This is a genomic window from Nonomuraea sp. NPDC049750, from assembly GCF_040659625.1.
Classification (GTDB): Bacteria; Actinomycetota; Actinomycetes; order Streptosporangiales; family Streptosporangiaceae; genus Nonomuraea.
Map to the genome: position 1 here is coordinate 498,154 of NZ_JBFANB010000003.1, position 23,365 is coordinate 521,518.

At 69.4% G+C, this 23,365-nt stretch carries 20 protein-coding genes; 9 read left to right on the forward strand and 11 right to left on the reverse strand.

Annotation, left to right across the window (positions count from 1 at the left end):
• Positions 1-1,182 carry a cytochrome P450 gene (locus tag AB0J16_RS10775; protein ID WP_358537048.1) on the reverse strand — a complete coding sequence of 394 codons (1,182 nt, stop codon included), beginning with the start codon at positions 1,180-1,182 and terminating at the stop codon, positions 1-3.
• 187 nt (positions 1,183-1,369) lie between these two features.
• On the opposite strand from AB0J16_RS10775, the gene AB0J16_RS10780 reads away from it, so the two are divergent.
• The gene (locus tag AB0J16_RS10780) at positions 1,370-2,056 is read left to right on the forward strand and encodes a helix-turn-helix domain-containing protein (RefSeq protein WP_358537050.1); all 687 of its coding nucleotides are present in this window, start codon (positions 1,370-1,372) and stop codon (positions 2,054-2,056) included.
• A 35-nt stretch (positions 2,057-2,091) separates the two neighbouring features.
• Here AB0J16_RS10780 and AB0J16_RS10785 read toward each other — a convergent pair whose 3' ends face one another.
• The 8 genes from AB0J16_RS10785 to AB0J16_RS10820 all read right to left on the reverse strand — a co-directional run bounded on the left by AB0J16_RS10785 (position 2,092) and on the right by AB0J16_RS10820 (position 9,914).
• Positions 2,092-2,382: an MTH1187 family thiamine-binding protein gene (locus tag AB0J16_RS10785; protein WP_358537053.1), complete on the reverse strand. Its 291-nt coding sequence runs from the start codon at positions 2,380-2,382 to the stop codon at positions 2,092-2,094.
• Positions 2,383-2,475: 93 nt separating this feature from the next.
• Complete coding sequence (locus tag AB0J16_RS10790; protein WP_357646772.1) at positions 2,476-2,799, reverse strand: hypothetical protein; 324 nt, start codon at positions 2,797-2,799, stop codon at positions 2,476-2,478.
• Between the two features lie 10 nt (positions 2,800-2,809).
• Positions 2,810-3,487: a uracil-DNA glycosylase gene (locus tag AB0J16_RS10795; protein ID WP_225290308.1), complete on the reverse strand. Its 678-nt coding sequence runs from the start codon at positions 3,485-3,487 to the stop codon at positions 2,810-2,812.
• Positions 3,488-3,556: 69 nt separating this feature from the next.
• The gene (locus tag AB0J16_RS10800) at positions 3,557-4,945 is read right to left on the reverse strand and encodes a M1 family metallopeptidase (RefSeq protein WP_358537055.1); all 1,389 of its coding nucleotides are present in this window, start codon (positions 4,943-4,945) and stop codon (positions 3,557-3,559) included.
• Between the two features lie 101 nt (positions 4,946-5,046).
• Positions 5,047-5,946: a carbohydrate ABC transporter permease gene (locus tag AB0J16_RS10805; RefSeq protein WP_358537057.1), complete on the reverse strand. Its 900-nt coding sequence runs from the start codon at positions 5,944-5,946 to the stop codon at positions 5,047-5,049.
• Positions 5,943-7,322 (reverse strand): ABC transporter permease subunit, encoded by a 1,380-nt coding sequence (locus AB0J16_RS10810; protein WP_358537060.1) that lies wholly within the window; start codon positions 7,320-7,322, stop codon positions 5,943-5,945. Before AB0J16_RS10810 ends, AB0J16_RS10805 begins: the two co-directional genes overlap by 4 nt.
• A gap of 11 nt (positions 7,323-7,333) precedes the next feature.
• Entirely contained in the window at positions 7,334-8,659 is a 1,326-nt protein-coding gene (locus AB0J16_RS10815) for an ABC transporter substrate-binding protein (RefSeq protein WP_358537062.1), read from the reverse strand.
• Positions 8,660-8,666: 7 nt separating this feature from the next.
• Positions 8,667-9,914: an ABC transporter substrate-binding protein gene (locus tag AB0J16_RS10820; protein WP_358537064.1), complete on the reverse strand. Its 1,248-nt coding sequence runs from the start codon at positions 9,912-9,914 to the stop codon at positions 8,667-8,669.
• 128 nt (positions 9,915-10,042) lie between these two features.
• Here AB0J16_RS10820 and AB0J16_RS10825 point away from each other — a divergent pair, with 128 nt between their 5' ends.
• Genes AB0J16_RS10825 through AB0J16_RS10835 form a run of 3 tightly spaced genes read left to right on the forward strand, consistent with a single transcriptional unit; the run spans position 10,043 to position 13,563 of the window.
• Complete coding sequence (locus tag AB0J16_RS10825) at positions 10,043-10,549, forward strand: PadR family transcriptional regulator (protein ID WP_358177959.1); 507 nt, start codon at positions 10,043-10,045, stop codon at positions 10,547-10,549.
• Positions 10,546-11,271 carry an ABC transporter ATP-binding protein gene (locus tag AB0J16_RS10830; protein ID WP_358537066.1) on the forward strand — a complete coding sequence of 242 codons (726 nt, stop codon included), beginning with the start codon at positions 10,546-10,548 and terminating at the stop codon, positions 11,269-11,271. Before AB0J16_RS10825 ends, AB0J16_RS10830 begins: the two co-directional genes overlap by 4 nt.
• Positions 11,272-11,295: 24 nt before the next feature.
• Positions 11,296-13,563, forward strand: coding sequence for an FtsX-like permease family protein (locus tag AB0J16_RS10835; protein WP_358537069.1), 2,268 nt, complete (start codon positions 11,296-11,298; stop codon positions 13,561-13,563).
• Here AB0J16_RS10835 and treS read toward each other — a convergent pair.
• A complete protein-coding gene (treS, locus tag AB0J16_RS10840) occupies positions 13,555-15,270 on the reverse strand; it encodes a maltose alpha-D-glucosyltransferase (RefSeq protein WP_358537071.1) in 1,716 nt (571 codons plus the stop codon). The genes AB0J16_RS10835 and treS overlap by 9 nt on opposite strands.
• A gap of 261 nt (positions 15,271-15,531) precedes the next feature.
• Positions 15,532-17,166, reverse strand: a complete 1,635-nt coding sequence (locus AB0J16_RS10845; RefSeq protein ID WP_358537074.1) for an asparagine synthetase B family protein — start codon at positions 17,164-17,166, stop codon at positions 15,532-15,534.
• A 70-nt stretch (positions 17,167-17,236) separates the two neighbouring features.
• Between AB0J16_RS10845 and AB0J16_RS10850 the strand changes: the two genes are divergently transcribed.
• The 5 genes from AB0J16_RS10850 (at position 17,237) to AB0J16_RS10870 (ending at position 23,203) form a co-directional block, all read left to right on the forward strand.
• Positions 17,237-19,084: a hypothetical protein gene (locus AB0J16_RS10850; protein ID WP_358537076.1), complete on the forward strand. Its 1,848-nt coding sequence runs from the start codon at positions 17,237-17,239 to the stop codon at positions 19,082-19,084.
• Between the two features lie 16 nt (positions 19,085-19,100).
• Complete coding sequence (locus AB0J16_RS10855; RefSeq protein ID WP_358537079.1) at positions 19,101-19,703, forward strand: anticodon-binding protein; 603 nt, start codon at positions 19,101-19,103, stop codon at positions 19,701-19,703.
• A gap of 121 nt (positions 19,704-19,824) precedes the next feature.
• On the forward strand, positions 19,825-21,207 hold the full coding sequence (lysA, locus tag AB0J16_RS10860; protein ID WP_358537081.1) for a diaminopimelate decarboxylase: 1,383 nt from the start codon (positions 19,825-19,827) through the stop codon (positions 21,205-21,207).
• Entirely contained in the window at positions 21,204-22,493 is a 1,290-nt protein-coding gene (locus AB0J16_RS10865) for a homoserine dehydrogenase (RefSeq protein ID WP_358537083.1), read from the forward strand. The genes lysA and AB0J16_RS10865 overlap by 4 nt, the downstream gene beginning before the upstream one ends.
• A gap of 248 nt (positions 22,494-22,741) precedes the next feature.
• Complete coding sequence (locus AB0J16_RS10870; protein WP_358537086.1) at positions 22,742-23,203, forward strand: hypothetical protein; 462 nt, start codon at positions 22,742-22,744, stop codon at positions 23,201-23,203.
• Positions 23,204-23,365: the final 162 nt, after the last annotated feature.

Sequence of the window (23,365 nt, forward strand, 5' to 3'; positions counted from 1 at the left end):
TCACACCCCCCAGACGACGGGCAGCGCGTGCACGCCGTAGATGAGCATGTCGGTGCGCAGGGCCACGTCCTGAACCGGGACGGCCAGACGCAGGTCCGGGAATCTGGTGACCAGGGCGGGCAGCGCGACCTGGAGTTCCACCCGCGCGAGCTGCTGACCGAGGCACTGGTGCACGCCGTGGCCGAAGGCCACGTGGCCGCTGGTCGAGCGGAGCAGGTCGAGGGTGTCGGGGTCGGCGAAGTGCGCGGGATCGCGGTTGGCCGCCGGTACCGAGATGGTGACCGTCTCCCCGGCCTTGATCACCTCGCCGTTCAGCTCCACGTCGGTCAGGGCCGTGCGGATGGTGAACGGGATGATGCTCGCGTACCGCAGCAGTTCCTCGACCGCGCGGTCGGCGATGCCGGGGTTCGCGCGCAGGGCGGCGAGCTGGTCGGGGTGGACGAGCAGCGCGAACACGCCGAGCGCGAGCATGTTGGCCGTGGTGTCCATGCCGGCGCCCAGGAGCGAGAAGCCGATGTTGACCAGTTCCTCGTCGGTGAGATCGGTTTCGGTCAGATCGCTGAGCAGGTCGTCGGTGGGGGTCGTCCGCTTGGCCGCGACCAGCTCCTGGACGAACGCGTGCACCGCTCCGTAGGCCGCCGCCAGTTCCTCCGGTGGGGCGTTCAGGCGGAACAAGTCCAGCGCGTGCTGCTGGAATCGGGCCCGGTCCTGGTACGGCACGCCGAGCAGTTCACAGATCATCTGCGCGGGGACCGGCTGCGTCAGGGCCGTCACCAGGTCCACCGGGCCGATCTGCCGCTCCATCGCGGCCAGGTGCGCTTCGGTGATCCGCGTGACCCGCTCGCTCAACTGGCGCATGCGGCGAACGGTGAACTTCCCGGTGAGCAGGTTGCGGTAGCGCGTATGGTCCGGTGCGTCCATGCCGCCGAACATCCCTGGAGGTGGGGGCTGGTCGCTGTCCGGGGCCCCGGAGATCGGCATGTGCCGTAGCTCGGCCCGGACGCTGAACCGCGAGTCGGCCAGCACCGCGCGCACCAGGGCGTGGCTGGTGACCAGCCAACCTTCGTGACCGTCGGGGTAGGCCAGCCGGCTCAGCGGGCGCTGCTCGCGGAGCTCGGCCAATCCCGTGGGCGGGTCTAACGGGTGGCCCGCGCGCCGCTCGGTCGGCAATGTCGCGCTCATCGCGGTCTCCTTGTCGTGTGCTGTGTTTGCGATGAGCGAAACGCTAGGAATGTGGTTCCATCAGAAACAACAAGTCGCGGCGATAAGCCGAGCTAGAAGCGACGCGATCGATGCGTTGACTCTGTAGCTGAATGCACCGGCAAGCGTGATCGGCCGGAGGAGAGGAGTGACGATGGCAGGAGGCCGGATGACCTTCGAGGAGCGTCAGCAGGTCGCGGCCGGGTTGACCGCGGGCCTTCCGTACGCCGAGATCGCCCGCCGGCTCGGACGGTCCAAGTCCACGATCATTCGCGAGGTCGCCCGCAACGGCGGACACCACCGTTACCGGGCCAACCAGGCCCAGCAGGCCGCGCGGTGGCGGGCCCGTCGCCACAGGTCGGTCACGCACGTCGCGCCCGTCGCCCATGCGGACGCGCCCGGGTGGGACCCGGAATCGGTGCGGGATTTCGAGGAGCGTTTCGCGACGATGATGACCCAGACCGGGATCCCGGCCATGATGGCCAGGGTCCTCGTCTGCCTGTTCGTCAGCGACAGCGGCGGCGCCACCGCCGCCGAACTCGTCGCCCGGCTGCGGGTGAGCCCGGCCTCGGTCTCCAAGGCGGTCGCCTGGCTCGACCAGCGGGGGCTGATCGCCCGCGAACGCCAGGGACGGCGCGAGAGATACCTGATCGACGACCACGTCTGCTACCAGGCCTGGCTGGCCAGCCTCCAGGGCATGGTCCTGTGGGCGGACTTCACCCGGCAGGGAGCCCAGCTTTACGGCGTGACCAACCCGGCGGGCTCCCGCATGCACACCGCCAGCCGGTTCTTCCAGCACCTTCACCAGGACATGGCCCAAGCCGCCGAGCACTGGCGGCACGCCCTCGCCGACTAGGCCAGGGTTGACCCGACCCCAGCCAAAGGCACCGGTCAGGACAGGTGACGTTCGAGGGACTCGATCTTGCTGGTCATGCCGTCGGTGACACCGGCCCTGAGATCGGCCTTCAGCACCAGGCTGACCCGCGGCGCCACCTCGGCCACCACGTCCACCGCCTGCTTGACCACCGCCATGACCTCGTCCCACTCACCCTCGATGGTGGTGAACATGGAGTCCGTCCGGTTGGGCAGCCCGCTCTCCCGCACCACCTTGACGGCGCGCGCGACCGGCTCGGCGACTCCCTCGCCGACGCCCAGCGGCGTGATCGAGAACGCGACGATCAACTCAATGTCCTCTCAAAGCTCACAGCGCGGGCCACGATGCCGATCGAAGCCAATCGGTGCTCGATCGAACAGACCTCGTGGCCCGCACTGGACTCAGGCGTGCTCGTGGTCGTCCTCTTCCTCTTCCTCGCTGGGACCGTCGGAGGGCTCGACGCCCAGGACGGCCTCGCGCGGCTCGATCTCGTCGATGTGGTCGACGAGCTGCAGGACGTGGTCCGGCTCGATCAGCCACTGCAGGGCGGACGCGCCGGTGTCGTCGGAGTTGACGAGCTCCACCTGCTCGGCCCGCTCTTCCTCGGTGAGGTCGGCGTCGGGATGCCGGATTTCGGCCAGCGCCGCGGCCTGCAGCGCGTCCACGTCGAGCACCTCGACGGTCAGCTCGACCGTCAGGCGCAGGAACTTCTCGTTATCACTCATGGCGAAGATGCTAGGGCAGCTTCCACTCGACAGGACCGGCGCCTTGCTGAACAAGGAGCTCGTTGGCACGGCTGAAGGGCCGGGAACCGAAGAATCCGTTGCGCGCAGACAGCGGAGACGGGTGCGCGGACTCGATGCGCGGCACGCTGCCGAGCATCGGCGCCAGGTTGCGCGCGTCGCGGCCCCACAAGATCGCGACCATTGGCTTGTCGCGGGCGACCAGCGCGCGGATGGCCTGCTCGGTGACCTCTTCCCAGCCCTTGCCCCGGTGGGAGGCGGGTTTGCCGGGCATCACGGTGAGCACTCTGTTGAGCAGGAGTACGCCCTGGTCGGCCCACGGGGTCAGGTCGCCGTTGGACGGCCGCGGCAGCCCGAGGTCGGTCTCCATCTCCTTGTAGATGTTGAGCAGGCTGCCGGGCAGCGGCCGCACGTCGGCGGCGACGGAGAACGACAGCCCGATGGGGTGACCGGGCGTGGGGTAGGGGTCCTGGCCCACGATCAGCACCTTGACCTCGTCGAAGGGCTGGTTGAAGGCGCGCAGTACGTTGGCGCCCGCGGGGAGGTATTGCCGGCCTTCGGCGATCTCATTGCGGAGGAACTCGCCCATATGGGAGATGCGCTCGGAGACGGGCTCCAGCGCACTGGCCCATCCGGCTTCGACGACTTCGTTCAAGGGACGACTGGCCATGGCTGTTGAGCTTAGCCAGGTCTGGTACGGCTTGCGGTCCGAATCCGGTGGGCGGCCGTACCAGAATGATCACAGCGTGGGCTTGCCCCGCTGGAACAGCCACTGGTCGAAGAGCGTGCCGAGATCCCGGCCCGAGACCCGCTGGGCCAGGGCGATGAAGGCGGCGGTGTCGGCGTTGCCGTACTTGTGGTCGTTGACCCAGGTCCTGAGGATGGTGAAGAACGCGCGGTCGCCGACCGCGCCGCGCAGGACGTGCAGCGTCATCGCGCCGCGGGAGTAGACGGCGTCCTTGAAGAGCCCGGCCGCGCCGCCCGGGTCGGCGGCGGGCGTCTGCCAGAACTCGTCCTCCGGGGCACGGCTGTAGGCCTCGTCGAAGGAGTCCTGGAGCTTCTTGGTGCCCAGCTTGTCCTGCCAGAGCCATTCGGCGTAGGTGGCGAAGCCCTCGTTGAGCCAGATGTCCTTCCAGCGTGTCGGCGTCACGGCGTCGCCGAACCACTGGTGGGCGAGCTCGTGGGAGAGCAGCGGCTCGCTCGGTACTTGGGGGTAGATCGGGCGGGTCTGCGTCTCCAGCGAGTAGCCGACGTCCGACGCGCGATCGATGATGCCGCCGGTCGAGGAGAACGGGTAGGGGCCGAAGAGCGAGCCGAAGTAGTCAAGGATGGGCTTGTGGCGCTTGGCGAAGTCTCCGGCTTTCGCAGCGTTCCGCGGGTCCACGGCGGTGATTACCCGGAAATTTCCGATCTTGGTGTCGGAAAGTTGGAACTTTCCGATGGTGACGGTCGAGAGGTAGCTGGCCATCGGCTCCCTCTCGTCCCACACGTACGTCGTGCGACCGCCTTGGGACGTCTTCGACACCAGGTCGCCGTTGGCCACCGCGACCCGCGTGCTCGGCACGGTCACCGTGAAGCGGTACGTGGCTTTGTCCGTCATGTGGTGATTGCCGGGATACCAGGTCATGGCCCCCTGCGGCTCGTTGGCGTTGAACACCCCGTCATCCGTACGGATCCAGCCGTCGTGTGAGCCGTCCGGGTCGACGAGGTACGTCGGCTTGCCGTCGTACCGGACCACAACGGAAAAGGGGCGCCCGGAGGCCAGCCTGCCGGGCGGAGTGACGATGAGCTCCGGACCGCTGCGCCGGAACGAGGCCGCCGCGCCGTTCACCACCACGGACCGCACGGTCAGGGTGTCGACGAGATCCAGGTCGAAGCGGCTCAGCTCCTGCGTGGCCCGGGCGGTGATCGTCGCCACGCCGCTCAGCTGATTGGACCCCGGATCGTAGCCCAGCGCGAGGTCGTAGTGCGCGGCGTCGTAGCCCCCGTTGCCCTGCTGGGAGAAGTACGGATCACCCGCGCCCTCGGCGCCGGGGGCCGCGCCCACGCCGATGGAGTCGGCGCCCGCACCGGCTGAGCCGGGGCCGAGAGCGATGAGGGTGGCGACCGCCGCCGCGAGGAGCTTCATGTCTTACCTTCGAGGCCGTCAGAGAGAGCGTTACGGGCGCCCGCCTGCCCCCCTCGGCAGGCGGGTGCCCATGCCCCCGCGTCTGGCTGGCACATGTGGAGCTACTTCACCGAACCGGCCATCATGCCCTGCACGAAGTAGCGCTGGAAGGCGAAGAAGAGGACCAGCGGGATGATCAACGACAGGAAGGCGCCCGACGAGAGGATGTCGACGTTCGACCCGAACTGCCGCATCTGCGACTGGAGCTGCTTGGTCATCGGCTGGTTGTCCGTGTCGGCGAAGACCAGCGCGATGAGCATGTCGTTCCACACCCACAGGAACTGGAAGATGCCGAGCGACGCGATAGCCGGCTTGCCGAGCGGGAAGACCACCCGCACGAAGATCTTCAGCTCCGATGCCCCGTCCATCCGCGCCGCCTCCAGCAGGGAGGCCGGGATGCCGACGAAGAAGTTCCGGAGCAGGAAGATCGCGAACGGCAACCCGAACGCCACGTGGAACAGCACCACGCCGGGGATCGTGCCGAAGATGCCGACGCCGCCGTAGAAGATGGCGACCGGGATCAGCGCGATCTGGATCGGCACGATGAGCAGTCCGACCACGACCAGGAACGACAGGTCACGGCCCGGGAAGTCCATCCACGCGAACGCGTAGGCGGCCATCGCGGCGATCCCGATCACCAGGACCGTGGTCGGCACCGTGATGAACACGGTGTTCCAGAAGGAGGAGGTGAAACCGCCGGCCAGGAGGTTCTTGTAGTTCTCGATGGTCAGCTCGGCGGGCTTGGTGAAGATGGTCCACCAGCCCTCGGCGCCGTTGACCGCCGGGGAGCGCAGCGAGACGACCATCAGGCCGAGCGTCGGGACCAACCAGAACAGGCCCAGCAGCACCATCAGGAACTGGACGGCGCCGCCGCCGAGACGGTCGACGACGCGCGTGATCACACTCCGGCGGGGAGCGCCCGCGTAGACCTCGGCAGGAGCCGGGGCGGTTGCCGTGGTCACGTGTCTTCCCTTCTGAATCGGCGGATATTCATGATCATGAAGGGGAGGACCAGGATGAGCAGGAAGATGGCGAGCGCGCTGCCCAGCCCCTGGTTGTTCCCACCGCCGAAGGAGACCCGCCACATCTCCAGCGCGACCACGTTCGACTGCGGCTGGACCGATGGCGGCGCGATGATGAAGACCAGGTCGAACACCTTCAGCGTATTGATGATCATCGTCACGAAGACGACGAGTAGCACCGGTGACAGCAGCGGCACGGTGATCCGGCGGAACACCTGCCACTCCGTGGCGCCGTCGATGCGGGCCGCCTCCAGCGAGTCACGCGGGATGGCCGCCAGCCCGGCCGCGATCAGCACCATGGCGAACCCGGCCCACACCCAGACGAACGCGCCGATGATCGCGGGGGTGATGAGCGTCGGGCCGAGCCAGGTCAGGCCGTGGTAGGCCGCCTGGAAGTTCGACTGCGGCAGCCGTACGACGTAGGAGCCCGCGGCCAGCCCGTCGAAGCGGAAGGAGCCGTCGTCGGCCGTCGTGGCGGTGCCGGCCACCTGGCCGTCCTTGACCGCCTCCACGGTCATGCCGGGCAGGCCCTTCTCGGTGGCGTCGGGCGCGCCGTTCTTGCCGCCGCCGCCCGGGGTGAAGTCGAACCACACCGTTCCGGACAGGGCGTTGCCCGGCGGCGCGGCCTTGGCGGGCTGGGCGGCGCTCGGCATGATGTTCGGCTTGATGCCGACGATCGGGATCAGCACCGGCTGGCCCGACTGGACGGGCTGCTTGGTGACGATCGCGCCCTTGTCCGCCACGACGCCCGACTGGTCGCCCTCGCGGGGCCGCGCGTCCGGGTAGCCCTGGGAGGAGGAGAACGTGTCGTGCACCGTGGTCAGGATGGCGTTGGCGACGCCCTTGCCCGGGTCCTCGTCGTACACGAGCCGGAAGATCACGCCCGCGGCCATCAGCGAGACCGCCATCGGCATGAAGACGATCAGCTTGAACGCGGTCGCCCACTTGATGCGCTCGGTGAGCACCGCGAAGATCAGGCCCAGCGTCGTCACCACGATCGGGGCGACGACCACCCAGATCAGGTTGTTCCTGATCGTGGTGAGCATGCTCGCGTCGGTGAAGATCGTGGCGTAGTTGCCCAGGCCCACGAATCCGCTGCCGGTCGCGTCGAACAGGCTTCGGAAGATCGAATAGACGATGGGATAGACCACCCAGATTCCCAGCAGCAGGGCCGCGGGGAGAAGGAAGGCGATCGCGACCGTCGGCGAAGGGCCGAGGCGTCGTTGCGTGCGGGGGGTTTCAGCCGGTCCGGAGGCGGGCCCGCGCGAGGTGTCGTCCTCGCGCGGGGCCTTCGGGCCGTCCACCTTTTCGGTCACGGCCTTACCTCTTACTTCCAGGCCTTCTTGGCCTCATCTTCGAGCTTGGTCTGCGCGCCCTTGATGTCACTCGGGTTGCGCAGGAAGTCCTGCAGCACCTTCCACTCGCCCTTGCCGTCGGTGCCGCCGAAGGCGCTGGGCGCCAGGTCGGACATGTCATAACGGACGGCGTCACCGGCGGAGATGATCGTCTGCCCGAGCTGCTTGGTCAGCGGGTCCGGGTAGTTGTCGGGGGAGACGTTCTTGTTGGGCGACAGGTAGCCGGGCAGCTTGGCCCAGATCTCGCCGCCCTCCTTGGAGGCGAGGAACTGCAGCAGCGCCATGGCGCCGGGGGAGTCCTTCATCGCGACCGCCACGTCGCCGCCCAGCACGACCGGAGCGGTGTCACCGGCCTTGGGGAACGGGAAGATCTTGGCGTCCTCGCCGACCTTGGCGCCGTCCTGCGTCGCCTGGGTGGCGACGAAGTCGGCCTCGATGACCATGGCCGCCTTCTTCTGGCCGAACACCTTGGTCACGCAGGTCGGGAAGTCGGTCTGCAGCGCGCCGGAGCTGCCGTCGAGGACGAACTCCTTCTTGCCCACGATCTGCTGGATCTTCTGCAGCGCGGTGGCCACGCTGGGGTCGGTCCAGGGGATCTCGTGCTTGGAGAGCTTGTCGTAGTTGTCCGGACCCGCGCTCGACAGGTAGACGTTCTCGAACAGGTCGGTCAGCGTCCAGCCGGAGGCGCCGCAGAGGGAGAACGGCGCCGTGCCGGAGTCGGCGATCGTCTGGGCGGCTTTGACCAGCTCGTCCCAGTTCGTCGGCGGCTGCACGCCCGCGTCCTCGAACGCCGGCGCGCGGTACCAGACCAGCGACTTGTGCGCGGCCTTGATCAGCACGCCGTAGGGCTTGCCGTCGGCGGAGCCCAGCTCCTTCCAGTACGGCGTGTAGTTGGTGTCGATCTCCTTGGTGACCTCGGAGGTCAGCGGCTTCAGCGCGTTCTGCTTGGCGTACTGCTGCACCAGGCCCGGCTGCGGCAGGACGGCCACGTCGGGCGGGCTGCCGCCCTGGATGCGCGGGCCGAGGTAGGCACCGGTGTCCTCACCGGTGGAGGCATAGGTGACCGTGGCGCCGGTCTTGTCGGAGAAAGCCTTGAGCACCTTTTCGAAGTTCTTCTGCTCCTCGCCGGTCCACTTGGCGGCGATCTCGAGCTTGACGCCCTGGAGTGTCTTGCTCCCGCCGTCGCTCGCCGGCGCCGAGCCCGACGCTGTGGGCTGGGTGGTCGTCGGCGCGTTTCCGCAGGCGGCGACCGCTACCGCGAGCCCGGCCAGGATCGCTGCTGCTCTGGCTTTTCGCATGGCTGCCTCACTGTGTGCTGATGATCTCTTGCAGTTCGGACTTCATGGAGACCGCGACGTCGTCGGCGGACTCGGTGTAGGGAGGGCTCAGCGCCTTGGCGACCGAGCTGGCGATCACCAGGCTGAGCTGGTTGTAGTTCGCGCTGACCGGCCGCGCCTTGGCGGCGAGGATGCTCTCCTTGAGTACGGGCAGGTAGGGGAAGCGCTTGATCAGGGCCGGGTCGTCGTAGAGCTCGGTCCACACCGGCGGGAACGAGCCGTCGGTGAGCACCCGCCGCTCGTTCTCCAGGCCCGTGAAGTAGCGGATGAACTCCTGGGCGGTGTGCTGGTGCTTGGAGTAGGCGCTGATGGCCAGGTTGACCCCGCCGAGCGTGCTCGACCCCGGGCCGTTGAGCCCGGGAAGCCTGGTCACCGCGAACTTGCCGCCGAGCTTGGCCGTCGCCGGGCCGTAGGCGTGCGGCCAGTTGCGGGCGAAGGCCAGCCGCCCTTCCTGGAAGGCCAGGCGGGACTCCTCCTCCTTGTACGACAGCGACTCCTTGGGGATCCAGCCCTCGCGCAGGCCCTGGATGAGGAAGTCCAGCGCGATCCTGGCCTTGGCCGGGTCGAGGGTCACCTCCGTGCCGTCGGGGCTGAGTATCTGCCCGCCCGCCGACTGCACGGCCTCGGAGAAGTTCACGGTCAGCCCCTCGTACGCGAGGAACTGCCCGGCGTAACCTCCGATGTCCCGCTTTTTCGTGACCTCTAGGGCTTTTTCGCGAAGCTCCGCCCAGGTGCGCGGCGGTTTCTTGATCAGGTCGGTTCGGTAGTAGAGGAGGCCGGCATTGCTCGTGTACGGCACCGCCCACAGCTTGTTCTTGTAGACCGCGGTGTCCACGACGGGCGGCAGGAGCCTGTCGAGCGGGAAGAGCCCGCGCTCCAGGGGGATGATCCAGCCGTTCTCCGCGAACTCGGCGGTCCACACCACGTCCAGCCCGAGCACGTCGTAGCGGTTGCTCCGGGCCTGGAGATTGGCCACCATCTGCGCGCGCTGCTCGTCGGCGGCCTCGGGGAGTTCGAGGAGCGTCACCTTCTCGGCCGGGTGGGCCTGGTTCCAGCGATCCAGCAGGGGTTGCAGGTACGCCGTCGTGTCGCGTCCGGTGGCGAAGGTGATCGGGCCGGTGCCGCCCGTGCCGGTATCGCCGCCGACCTCGTCACCCGTCGCCGCGCACCCGGCCGCCAGACAGACGGCCAGCACGATCGGCAACGAGCGATGCACCCGATGACCTCCCAGTTCAGAAGGATTACATTCGTGTTAGGTAGATGCATTCATGTTATGCACACATGTAATCTGACGGTCAACGGAGAAGCGCGTAACGCATCCGTAACACAAGGGGGAGGTGGGGCTTGCGGTTGCACCTGCTGGCGCTCCTGGCCAAGGAACCTGCCCACGGGTACGAGCTCAAACAGGCCCTTGAGCAGACCTTCGGCAGCGCCTATCCCTCGCCCAACATCGGCCAGATCTATGTGACCCTCGGCAGGCTGGAGAAGGACGGCCTGGTCAGGGCCGTCGACGTGGAGCAGTCCAACCGGCCGAACAAGAAGGTCTACTACCTGACGGCCAAGGGCCGCGACGTGCTCACCACCTGGGTGGACGAGCCGACCGAGGGTCCCCGGGTGCGCGACGAGTTCTTCATGAAGCTCGTGCTGGCCCCGCTCACCGGCATCGCCGACCGGATGGCCCTCATCAACCGGCAGCGCCGGCACTATCTTTCGCTCATGAGCGACCTCAACGACCTCCTCTCCCGCACGGCGCCCGCCGACACCGTGGCGGTCCTGCTCATCGAGGGGGCCATGCTGCATCTGCAGGCCGACCTGGACTGGCTGGCCCGGTGCCAGGAGGATCTGGCATGAGCGTGATCAAGACCGTCAACCTGGTGAAGATCTACTCCGATGGGGCGGTCCCCGTGCCGGCCGTACGCGGGGTGGATCTGCGGGTGGAGCCGGGCGAGTTCGTCGCGATCATGGGGCCGTCGGGGTCGGGCAAGTCGACGCTGGTGCACATGCTCGGCGGACTGGACGCCCGCACCAGCGGCGAGATCTGGCTCGACGAGAAGCGCGTCGACACGCTCTCGGAGAGCGCCTGGGCGCTGCTGCGGCGCAAGAAGGTGGGCTTCGTCTTCCAGTTCTTCAACCTGGTCGCCAACATGACCGTGGCCGACAACGTGGAGCTGCCGGCGCTGCTGGCCGGAGCCTCGCCCAAAGACGCCCGCGAACGCCGCGAGAGCCTCCTGGGCGCCCTCAACCTCACCGAACGCGCGGACGCCGCGCCCGGCCAGCTCTCCGGCGGCGAGCAGCAGCGGGTCGCGCTGGCCCGCGCGCTGGCCAACCAGCCGAGCGTGCTGCTGGCCGACGAGCCGACCGGCAACCTCGACAGCCGCAACACCCGTGACGTGCTCCGGCTGCTCAGCGACGTGCACAAGGACGGCCAGACCATCGTCATGGTCACCCACGACGCCCGGGTGGCCGCCCTCGCGGACCGCCTGGTGTCGCTGTTCGACGGCGAGATCGTTGACGACGGCCGGATCGCCCGCAGGCGTACGGGCACGGCCGGCGAGGTGATCGACCTCCGATGAGCTTCACGAAATGAGCTTCACGAAATGAGTACGGCCAGGGCGGGCAGCCGGTGGATCAGGGCCGACCTGCGAGCCAGGCGGGGCCAGGCGCTGCTCACCGTGCTCGCCGTGGCCGGGATCGTGGCCGCGCTGATCACCGCCGTCACCCTGCTGGAAGACGGCACCAACCCGTGGCGCAGCCTGTTCGCCCAGACCGACGGCGCCCACGTGTGGTTCTACACCAAGGACAGCCCCCAGGCCGGGCTGGGCGGCATCGACGGCGTCAGCCAGACCGCGGGGCCCTACAGGTCCGCGCCCGTCACCGTGGTCCAGAACGGCAAGAAGGAGCCCGCGGCGCTGCGCGCGATGCCCGCCACGCCGCCCCGGGTGGCGCACCCGGTCGTGGCCGAGGGCCGCTGGCTCGACCCCGCCCAGTCCGACGGCGTGGTGGTCGAGCGCTCCTTCGCCAGGGCGCTGCGGCTCAAGCTCGGCGACGCCTTCTCCATCATCGCGCTGAGCGGCGAGCGCCACACCCTGTACGTACGCGGCATCGCCGACTCCGCCGAGCAGGGCTTCTACCCCGAGTGGACGCCCGGCCTGGCCTGGGTGCTGCCGGCGACGCTCGACCGGATCGAGCCCATGCTCGGCCGCAGTGAGTGGGTGACCGGCCTGCGCCTGGCCGACCCCGACGCCACCCAGGTCGTCTCCCAGCGCGTCGTGGTCATGCTGGAGGACCAGCTGCAGCGTGTCTACACCTGGCGCGAGGTACGCGCCGCGATGGAGCTCGACAACCGGCTGCTCGGCACGCTGCTGGCGCTCTTCGGCGTGGTTGGGCTGGTCGCCGCCGCCTTGGCGCTGGCCAACGCGGCGGGCGGGCGGGTGCTCGGCCAGCTGCGCGACCTGGCCACGCTCAAGTCAATGGGCTTCACCAGGGGCCAGGTCGCCCTGCTGCTCCTGGTCGAGCACGGCGCACTCGGCCTGCTCGGCGTCGGCGTCGGCACGCTCGCCGGATGGGCGGCGACGGTGGCGGTGCTCGGCACGACCTCCGTCGCGCCCGTGCCCGTGCTGGCCATTGTCGGTGGCACCGCGCTGACCGTGCTCGCCGCGGTCGGAGTGCCCGCCTGGCGTGGCGGGCGCACACCGCCCATCCCCGGCGCCCCGGCGGCGCCGCCGCGCGGCCACCTGTCCCGTCTGGCCAGGCTGGCCCTGCTCGTACGGCTGCCACCCGCGCTCATTCTCGGCACCCGCGACGCCTTCACCAGGCGGCTGCCGGCGTTCCTGACCGCGTTCGGCCTGGCCGTGCCGATGATGATGATCACGATCGGGCTCGGCGTCTGGGCCACGCTCGACAACTTCCTCAGCCACCCCGAGCAGGTCGGCCAGCACGCCAGCCTGTATGTCCGGCCGGGCAAGCTGGAGGCGGCCGACGCCCAGCGCATCGCCGAGTCCGACAGGGCCGTCCAGAGCCTCTACCCGGGCACCGACGTCAACGCCCTGGCCCCCGGCGCGGCCCGCTCGGTCAGGGTGCGGGCCATCGGCAGCTCGGCCGACCCTTACCCGTTTCCGGTCGTCGAAGGCCGCATGTACGGCCAGCCCGGCGAGGCCGTCGCGGGGCAGGGGCTGCTCAACCTGCTCGGCGCCAGGATCGGTGACCGGATCCGGCTGACCGTCGGCGGCTCGCCGCTGATCGTACGGATCGTCGGCCGCACCGTGGAGCCGGACCTCGACGGCGAGGTGCTGTCCGTGGGGCTCGACAGCCTGGCGGCCAAGGACTCCGTGCCGCCCGAGTTCTACGCCCTCGCGCTGCGCCAGGGCACCGATCCGGGCGAGGTGCGCGACAGGCTGCTGGCAGCCTCGGGGGAGAGCCTCGACGTGCAGCGGGTGGTCAACCCGGCCGACCGGCTGTCGGTCATCCGGGTGGTGATCGTGGCGCTGATCGCGGTGTTGGCGTTGATCGGCCTGGCCAACCTGCTCACGGCCAGCGCCCTGGGGCTGCGCGACCACGCCTTCGATCTGGCCGTGCTCAAGGCGATGGGGCTGACCCCGCGGCAGGTGATGGCCACCCTGGTGACGGGCACCGGGCTGCTGGTCGTGCTGGGCATCGTGGCCGGCACGGCGGCCGGCGCCTCGGTGGTGACCGGCCTGATCGACCTCCAGGGCTACACCAGCGGAGTCGGGGCGGGCATCGGCCGCCCGCCCTCGGTCCTCACACTGATCGTCGCCGTGCTGGTCGCCGTGGGCGCGGCGCTCGCGGTCGCGCTCATCCCGGCCCGCCGCGCGGCCCGCGCCCAGGTGCCCGTCACCTCACGCTGAGACGACCTCAGCGGCCTTGAGATTCTTCAGCGCGAACCAGTAGAACCCGTGGCTCGGCAGCGTGAGCAGGTAAGGCAGCTCGCCGATCACCGGGAAGTGCACCCCGCCCCGCGCCTCCACCGGCGTCATGCCCGTGAAGCGGCGCAGGTCGAGCTCCACCGGCTGGGGATACTTCGACAGGTTGTTCACGCACAGCATGACGTCGTCGCCGTACTCCCGGACGTAGGTGAGCACGCTGTTGTTGGAGGACCACATTTCGGTGTAGGCGCCGAGGCCGAACACCGGGTGGCTGCGGCGGATCTCCAGCATCTTGCGGGTGAAGTGGAGCAGCGAACCCTCGCTGCGCTGCTGCGCCTCCACATTGACCGCCTGGAAGCCGTAGATCGGATCCATGACCGCGGGCAGGTAGAGCCGCCCCGGGTCGGCGGAGGAGAAGCCGGCGTTGCGGTCGGGGCTCCACTGCATCGGCGTGCGCACCGCGTCGCGGTCCTCCAGCCAGATGTTGTCGCCCATGCCGATCTCGTCGCCGTAGTACATGATCGGCGAGCCCGGCAGGCTCAGCAGCAGGGCCGTGAACAGCTCGATCCGGTCCCTGTCGTTGTCCAGCAGCGGCGCGAGCCGGCGGCGGATGCCCAGGTAGGCCCGCATGCGCGGGTCCTTGGCGTACTCGCTGTGCATGTAGTCGCGCTCTTCCTCGGTCACCGTCTCGAGCGTGAGCTCGTCGTGGTTGCGCAGGAAGATGCCCCACTGGGCCGTGTCGGGCAGCTTGGGCGTGCGCGACATGATCTCCGAGATGGGCTCGCGCGTCTCCTTCTTGACCGCCATGTAGATGCGCGGCATGAGCGGGAAATGGAAGGCCATGTGGCACTCGTCGCCGCCCACGGTGGGGTCGCCGAAGTACTCGACCACGTCCTCGGGCCAGCCGTTCGCCTCGGCCAGCAGCACCCGGTCGGGGTAGAGGCGGTCGACCTCGGCGCGGACCTTCTTCAGGTACGCGTGCGTCTCGGGCAGCCCCGCGCACGCCGTGCCCTCGCGCTCGAACAGGTAGGGCACCGCGTCCAGCCGGAAGCCGTCGATGCCGAGGTCCAGCCAGAACCTCAGCACCTCCAGCATGGCCTCCTGCACGGCCGGGTTGTCATAGTTCAGGTCCGGCTGGTGGTGGAAGAAGCGATGCCAGTAGTACTGCTTGCGCACCGGGTCGTAGGTCCAGTTGGACTCCTCCGCGCCGATGAAGATGATCGGGGCGTCGGGAAAGCCGGTCGGCTCGTCGGACCACACGTAGAAGTCGCCGTACGGCCCTTCCGGGTCGTGCCGCGACGCCTGGAACCAGGGATGACGGTCGCTCGTGTGGTTCATCACCAGGTCGGTGATGATCCGCAGCCCGCGCTCGTGCGCCGACTCGATCAGATGGACGAAATCCCCGAGGTCCCCGAAGTCCGGAAGGATCTTCATATAGTCGGAAATGTCATACCCGCCATCGCGCAGCGGCGACTCGTACAAGGGCAGCAGCCAAAGGCAGTCGACGCCCAGCCATTCCAGATAGCCGAGCTTCTCCGTGAGACCACGCAGGTCTCCGGTGCCGTCGCCGTTGGAGTCCTTGAACCCTCGGACAAGAACCTCGTAGAACACCGCCCGCTTGTACCAGGAGGGATCCTCCGAGACGAACGCCTCGGAAATCGGCTCCGGTGTTGGGGATGCGTTGATCATATGTCGCTCACAGAAGGAGATGTGGGCAGGACGGAGTCACCGGTTTCCCCGGCGCTAACTAGCTGGTGACCGCGCCGCCTGAGGTCGTCATCCCTGCGAACCTCATGCCCTGAACGGACCGGATTTGTGACCCGGTGCCCGCTTGTGCGGCGCTTACGGGCCGAACACTACCAGCCCGTTGGCTTTCCGGAACCCGCTTGTGCTGTGCTCGAGTTAATACCCATGAGATCACTGTGTAACCGTGATGTTACCGAGAGTTCATCAGAAAGGGGACGACACATCACTGAGATCGTTCTCGAAGTCGCCCAGCCAGAGCCCGAAAAGCACCAGCCCCCGGACCCAGAACCGGTCGTTCCACCCGCTGAACCGGGTCAGCGCGTCAGGGCCGCCCGCGATGACCATGTGCAGCTCATCGGACAGCATTTCGGGCACCTGGGCGGCGACCGTCTCAAGCATGCGGTGCGCGTACGCCCGCGCGGGAGCGGCCGTGGAGCGCAGCGGGACCCGCAGCAGCGGCTGCTTGACCACGTTCGTGGACGGCAGGGCCGCCACCCGCGGGTTGGCGGCGTGCAAGATCTCGCGATAGAAGCGACCCTTGTCTTTTCGGGCCACCCCTACCGACAGCGCCGCGTCGAAGAAGTCGGGGTGGATGAAGGGCGCCGCGAACGACGCCTCGGGGCCGACCAGGTTGACCGCCGAGCGGGCGATGCCCCGCACGGTGCGGGTGTGCAGCACCGACAGCGGCAGCTCGGCCCGGTGCCCGTGCAGCATGGAGGTCGCCGCGGCGAACTGCTCGCGGACCGCCTCCTCCATCCAGGCGCCGGCCGCCGCCGACAGGAACGGCTGCGACGGGGCGCCCAGGCTGAGCGACTTCAGCACCGCGGCCGACCGCTCGGCCTGCGAGGTGGCCTCCAGCGCGGCCCCGCTCACCATGAAGTTCTTCAGCAGCGGGCCGCCGGCCAGGCCGTCGACCAGCACCCGGCCCGCCCGCTGCACCTCCTTGGCGAACGGGGCGTACCAGGCGTGGTGCGGCGTCAGGTATTCGAGCCGGCGCGCCACCCCGGCCGCGTCGCCGGGGTAGTCGTCGGCGGACTGGGTGATCACCCGGTGCGGGATGCCCAGCTCGCGGGTGATCGAGCGGGCGAAGGCGATGTCGGTGTCGGTGCCCTCGTCGGGGCTGGTCGTCCAGGACTCCACGTCGAAGCCGCGTGCTTTCGCCACGCTGGCCAGCAGCCGCGAGTCGTAGCCGCCGCTGACCGGCACCAGCAGCTTGCGCCCGTCGTAGTCCTTGTAGACCTCGTGCAGCAGCTCGACGATCTCGTGGGCGCTGGTCCACCTCTCGTACGGCTCGCGGCGCAGCCAGCGCGGCAGCCCGCGCTCCGTGGCCAGCCGCTCGCCGTCGAACACCAGCGCGCTCGACCCCGGCAGCCGCTTGATCCGCTGGTAGGGCGTCGCCTCGCCGAGCGGGAACGTCACCTGGATGATCGAGGCCCAGGCCGACCAGTCGATCTCGACCGGGACCAGCGACAGCAACGGCTGGATCAGGGACGAGAAATAGATCGCGTCGCCGTGCCGTACGTAATAGACGTCGACCAGCCCGAGCGCGCCCGCGTGCAGCGTGACCCGCGGGCCGTCGCCGATCAGCCCCGGCACCTCGTACGTCTCGGCGATGGACATCCAGCCGTCGAGAGCCGAGGGCCTGCGCTCACCCCAGGAGAACGCGAACGAGCCCCCCGCGCGGTGATAGGGCGGCAGCGGCGTCGAGCTGTACAGGGCCGCCTCGGCCGTCTGGAGCGCCGGTCTGACCCGAGGCCCCGCGGCGGCGAGTTTGCCGAGTATGACGGTGTCGATCCGGCCGAGACCGCCGCAGACATAGGGCCGCACGTTGAACTGCACCGGATCTCATCCCTTCGAGCTGCTTCCCGCAAAAGAGTATCCTTTGCCGGGCTAGGAATCGGAGGTCTCGGTGAGCACTGAGCTGGAGAGCACTAGGCGAGCGCTGCGTGAGGCGATCGCCCAGGCCGAGCACGCGGCCGAGCTGGCCAGGCTGCTGGACGCGGCCCAGGCGCGGCTCGTGGAGGCCGAGCACCACACCGCTGAGGCCAAGGCGCTCGCCGAGCGGCTCACCGACGCGGAGGAGCGGCTGGAGATCGAGCGCGCCGCCGCGGAGAAGCTCCGCAAGGAGCTGGCCGAGCAGCGCTTCCAGGCCGAGGTGGCCAACTGGAAGCTCTCCTCGATCAAGGTGGCCCGCTGGAACCGGCTCGGCGACGCGATCAGGAGCGGCAAGAGCAACCCGGTCCGTCTGGCCCGAGGTCTCAAGGGCGCCGCCAAACCGGTCAAACGACCCACCGCGCCCAAGCGCAAGCCGGTCGCCGCCGCGGCCAAGGACAAGGACGAGCGGCCGGGCGCCGCCTACCAGGCCACCACCTCCGTGCGTACGCTCAACGGCGCCTCGTTCAAGCTCAAGCCGTTCCGCGTGCCCACCGGGCCCAACACCCGCCCGCACATCACCGCCGCGGTGATCGCCGACCCGCACACCGAGGCGCTGCTGCGCTACGAGTGGCGGCAGACGACCGGCTTCACGCCGCGCGACTTCGCCAGGGTGCTGCCGCTGGAGGTGCCGCACCTGCTCGTGGTCGAGTCGGTCACCCAGGGCCCGTGGGCCGAGGAGATCACCGGCGAGCCGGGCGAGGGGCTCAAGGCCCTGCTGGCCTGGTGCGCCGAGCGGGGCATCCGCACGGTCTTCTGGCACACGCGGGGCGACGTAACCCCCTACACGGCCGCCGCCGAGCTGTTCGAGCACCGCTTCACCAACGACCTCACCGTGGGCTGGCCGCGCCTGCACTTCGGGGTGCAGCCGCGGGTGCACAACCCGATCCCGCTCTCGGGCGGCCGCATCGACCGGGTGCTCACGCTCGACCAGCTGCTTCCCGAGCACCTGACCTACCCCGACGTGCTGACCTCCTACCGCTGGCCCGCCTCCGTCGACTGCCCGCCCGGCACCCCGCAGTGGGTGCTGGCCGAGCTCGCGGCCTGCAACACCTCGATCGGCACCGAGCCCGACGCGCGCCGCGCGCACGCGGCCCTGCGCCGCGCCCACGCCACTGGCACGATGTCCGAGCGGACCGACGAACTGCTGGAGGCCATCGGCCTGCCCGCCGTACGCGCCACGCTCAACGTCTCGGTGCTGCTGCCGGTGCCCGACTCGGCGCTGCTGGAGCACGCGCTGGCCCAGGTGGCCAGGCAGTCGGGGGTCACCCAGGTGGTGGTGTTCGCCTGGCGCGGGGCCGAGCAGCGCGTCCGCGAGGTCCTGACGGGCGTCGACGTGGTCTTCCGCGACCTCGACCCGGCCGCCAGCACGGGCGCCATGCTCAACCACGGTCTCGACCTGTGCGAGGCCGACCTGGTCGCGGTCATGGACCCGCGCGACGTCTACGGGGCCCACTATCTGACCGACCTGCGCAGGGCGTTCCTGTTCAGCACGGCCGACATTGTTGGCAAGGCCGCCTTCTACGCCCACCTCCGCAAACCGCAGGCGACCCTGCTCAAGCAGCCGGACGCCGAATACTCCTACCTGCCGGAGATCGCCGGCGCCACGCTCCTGGCCCGCCGCAACACCCTGCGTGAGCTCGGCTTCGCCGACCTCACGGACGGGTGGGACGAGGTGCTGATGCGGCAGTGCCGGGCGGACGGGATCAAGGTGTTCTCGGCCGACCGGTTCGGCTATGTGCGGGTACGCGAGGAGGACCGGTGGCTGCTGGGGGCCGCCCAACTGGTCGAGTACGGCTCCGCCGAGCCACACGCGCTCATCTAGCGTCCAGGGCCGCCCCGTGACGCCGGAGCAGCTTGCCGCGGTGCTGGGGGAGCCTCCGGTGCCGGAGGGGACGTGGGAGCGGGAGGCGGTCTACATCTCGGCCGCCGCCCTCCGTCGCGGCGTACCCCCTGCCTCCCTGGCGGCGCGCGTCTCCGGCGAGGTCCTGGACAACGGCTTTCTGCGGATCGTCGTGGACGTACCGGGGACGCTGGTGGACTCCGTGGAGCCGCTCGACGTACCAGAGGACCTCTGGCCGGACTTCCCCCGCACATGGGCGAACCCGGGCTTCGTCGTCCGTTACGCCCACGCGCGGGCGGCCGCCGTCCAGCGGTGGGCGCGCGACCTGGGCGTCCCGGCCGGGCCCTTCCGCCCAGAGCTGCTGGCCGACCCGCGAGACCGCGCCGTGCTCCGCGTGCTGGCCGAGCTGCCGGGGCGGCGGCTGAGCAGGTCTCCGGGGTGGGAGCCTTACCTGGTACGGCTGGCGACGGCGTACCACGACGCCCATGAGCTGGCCCCCGCCGTACCCATGGGAGACGATCCACCCGCACCGGTGCACACGGCGCGCGTCCGGCTGGCGCGGGCGGTGCTCAAGGTGTTGCCGGGCCCGGAGCGTCTGTGATTGGCAAAATATCCGGCCAAAGGGCGAAAAATCGTAAAAATATCCCTCCTGGAGCTTGATCGCGTCTCGATACGTGGGCAGCGGGTCCGGGCGGTTCGACGGTTCCGATAGCCTCGTTCGGGTGAGTCGATTCGTCCATCCCGCCGGGGACCGGCACGCAGAGATGCTGCCCCACGAGCGCCCACCGCTGGCGCCCGCCGACCTCAACCGGATCAATCCCTCGATCTGGCCGCGAACGTCGAGCCGGACCGATGGCGCGCTCACGATCGGCGGCGTGGACGTCCGCGATCTGGCCCGCGACCACGGCACGCCTCTCTACGTGTTCGACGAGGACGACGTGCGCTCGCGCATGCGCGACTACGCCACGGCCTTCGCAGGCTCCGAGGTCCACTACGCCGGCAAGGCGTTCCTGTGCAAGGAGATCGTCCGCTGGCTCAAGGACGAGGGCCTCGGCCTCGACGTGGCCAGCGGCGGCGAGCTGGCGGTGGCGCTCAGCGTGGGCTTCCCGGCCGCGCGCATCACGCTGCACGGCAACAACAAGTCGGCCGCCGAGCTGTCCAGGGCGCTGGAGGCGGGCGTCGGGCACATCGTCGTCGACTCCTACGAGGAGATAGCCCGGCTCGGGTTCCTCGCCGAGAGGCACGGCACGCGGCCCAAGGTCATGATCCGGGTGACGACCGGGGTCGAGGCGCACACGCACGAGTTCATCGCGACCGCGCACGACGACCAGAAGTTCGGCCTGTCGCTCAACACCGGGGCCGCCGCCGAGGCCGTACGCCGCATTCTCGCGCTGCCCTCGCTGGAGCTCGTCGGGCTCCACTCGCACATCGGCTCGCAGATCGTCGACACGGCCGGGTTCGAGGTGGCGGCGCGCCGCCTGGCCACGCTGCTCGTGCAGATCAAGGACGAGCACGACGTGGTGCTGCCCGAGCTCGACCTGGGCGGCGGCTACGGCATCGCCTACGTCGAGGGTGACGAGGCCCCCGACATCAAGGAGATCGCCGACGGCCTGCGCGAGATCGTCACCAAGGTCTGCACCGACGCCGGGCTGCCGGTGCCGAGGCTGACCGTGGAGCCCGGCCGCACCATCATCGGGCCCGGCGGGATCACCCTCTACGAGGTCGGGACGGTCAAGGACGTCGAGGGGCTGCGCACGTACGTCAGCGTCGACGGCGGCATGAGCGACAACGTGCGCACCGCCCTCTACGGGGCCGAATACACCGCCGTGCTGGCCAGCCGCGAGAGCTCCGCCGAGCCGATGCTCAGCCGCCTGGTCGGCAAGCACTGCGAGAGCGGTGACATCATCGTGCGCGACTGCTTCCTGCCCGCCGACCTCGCGCCGGGCGACCTGATCGCCGTGGCGGCCACCGGTGCCTACTGCCGGTCGCTGGCCAGCAACTACAACTATCTGCCCAAGCCCGCCGTGGTGTCCGTCACCGACGGCGAGGCACGTGTCATCGTGCGGGGCGAGACCGAGGACGACCTGTTGAGGGGGCAGTTGTGAAACCGCTGAAAGTGGCCCTGCTGGGCTGCGGGGTGGTGGGCTCGCAGGTCATCCGGCTGATCCACGAGCAGGGCGACGACCTGGCCGCCCGCATCGGGGCGCCGTTGGAGCTGGCCGGTGTGGCCGTACGCCGGCTGGGCCGCAAGCGCGACGTCGAGGTGGCCCCCGAACTCCTGACCACCGACGCCGAGTCGCTGGTCACCCGCGATGACGTCGACATCGTGATCGAGGTCATCGGCGGCATCGAGCCCGCCCGCTCGCTGATCGTGTCCGCCCTGTCCAGCGGCAAGTCGGTCGTCACCGCCAACAAGGCCCTGCTCGCCGAGGACGGCGCGACCCTGCACGAGGCCGCCCGCACGGGCGGCGGCGACCTCTACTTCGAGGCCAGCGTGGCCGGAGCCATCCCGCTGCTGCGCCCGCTGCGCGAATCACTCGCCGGCGACCACGTCAAACAGGTCCTCGGCATCGTCAACGGCACCACCAACTACATCCTCGACAAGATGGACTCCACGGGCGCCTCGTTCACCGACGCCCTGGAGGAGGCCCAGACGCTCGGCTACGCCGAAGCCGACCCCACGGCCGACATCGAGGGCTTCGACGCCGCCGCCAAGGCCGCGATCCTGGCCGGCCTGGCCTTCCACAGCCGGGTGACGGCGGAAGAGGTGCACCGCGAGGGCATCACCGAGATCACCGCCACCGACGTGGCCTCGGCCAAGGCCATGGGCTACGTCATCAAGCTGCTGGCCATCTGCGCCCGCTCCGACGACGGCCGCTCGGTCGGGGTCCGCGTACACCCGGCCATGATCCCCCGGACGCACCCGCTGGCCGGCGTACGCGAGGCGTACAACGCGGTCTTCGTGGAGGCGGCGTCGGCGGGCCAGCTCATGTTCTACGGTAAGGGCGCGGGCGGCGCGCCGACGGCCTCGGCCGTGCTCGGCGACCTGGTGGCGGTGGCCCGCAACCGCCTGGCGGGCACGCGCGGCCCCTCGGAGTCGACGTACGCCGACCTACCCGTGCACCCCATGGGAGAGACCGTCACGCGGTGCCACGTGGCGCTGGACGTGGCGGACAAGCCGGGCGTGCTGGCCCGGGTGGCGGACCTGTTCGCCAAGCACGACGTATCGATCCAGACGGTACGCCAGGAGGGCCACGGGGACGACGCCCAACTCGTCATCGTGACCCACCGGGCAACGGACGCGGCGCTGTCGGCCACGATGGAGGGGTTGCGCGACCTCGACATCGTGCGGGCGATTGCCAGCGTGATGCGGGTCGAGGGCGACCTCTGACAAGCATGGTCCTCCCTTGGAGCGCTTCGCGCTCTGAGGGTCGGGCTGTGTTGTGTGGGGGGCTCGGCGCCCCCCACCCCCCACAAAGGCACGGTCCTCGCTGCGCTCGGGCGTCCCTCCACAGGAGGGCTTCGCCCTCCTGAACGCAGGCGGACCTTCGGCCTGAGCGCGTCCGGCAGATATCTGGACCGCCTTGATCAGCCGGGCGTTCCCATGACCTCGGAATTGTTCCGAAGTAGCGTCGCGGTATGGCTACTCCGACCGTGTCTTTCTCCGACCTCTCGAAGCACTCCAAACGAGTGGCAGACACGCTCGACCGAGTGCATCGATTGCATGTCAAGCGCCGCGACGGCGAAGACCTGTACATCACTACGGCGCGGCATGATCGGGAGCGGGAGGAGACGGCCGACGTCGTGTCTCGCCTGCTGGCCGCACTGATCGCGAGCGATGAGGGGGCGCGGGCGGTCGAACGTGCCCTGCCGGTCGTCTTCCCGCGGGCTCGCCATCTTTCGGTTGGCGAGCGTCAGGAATTCGTCCGTGACATCGTCGACGCCACTCGCGACGTCGTCGATCTCGACGTGCATGCCACGTTGCATCGAATTACGGCTGAATGGCGGGCGACTGCCCGAATCCTGGCCGATCCGGCTTTGGCCGCACAGACGGGTCGGCCTCTGCCCGATGAGGAGCACGGCGAGGTATTCACACCGTGAGCCCAAAGCGCGGAGATGACCGGGACGTGACATCGAGCCCGGCTCAGCCCGCAGACCCCCGCCCCAAGCAGGGCCGATGAGGTTCGAGCATCACGATGGGACCGGTATTTGTCTCACGGCAGGAACAAATAGCCCACAACATCTCCGAGGTTTCCCGCGTCG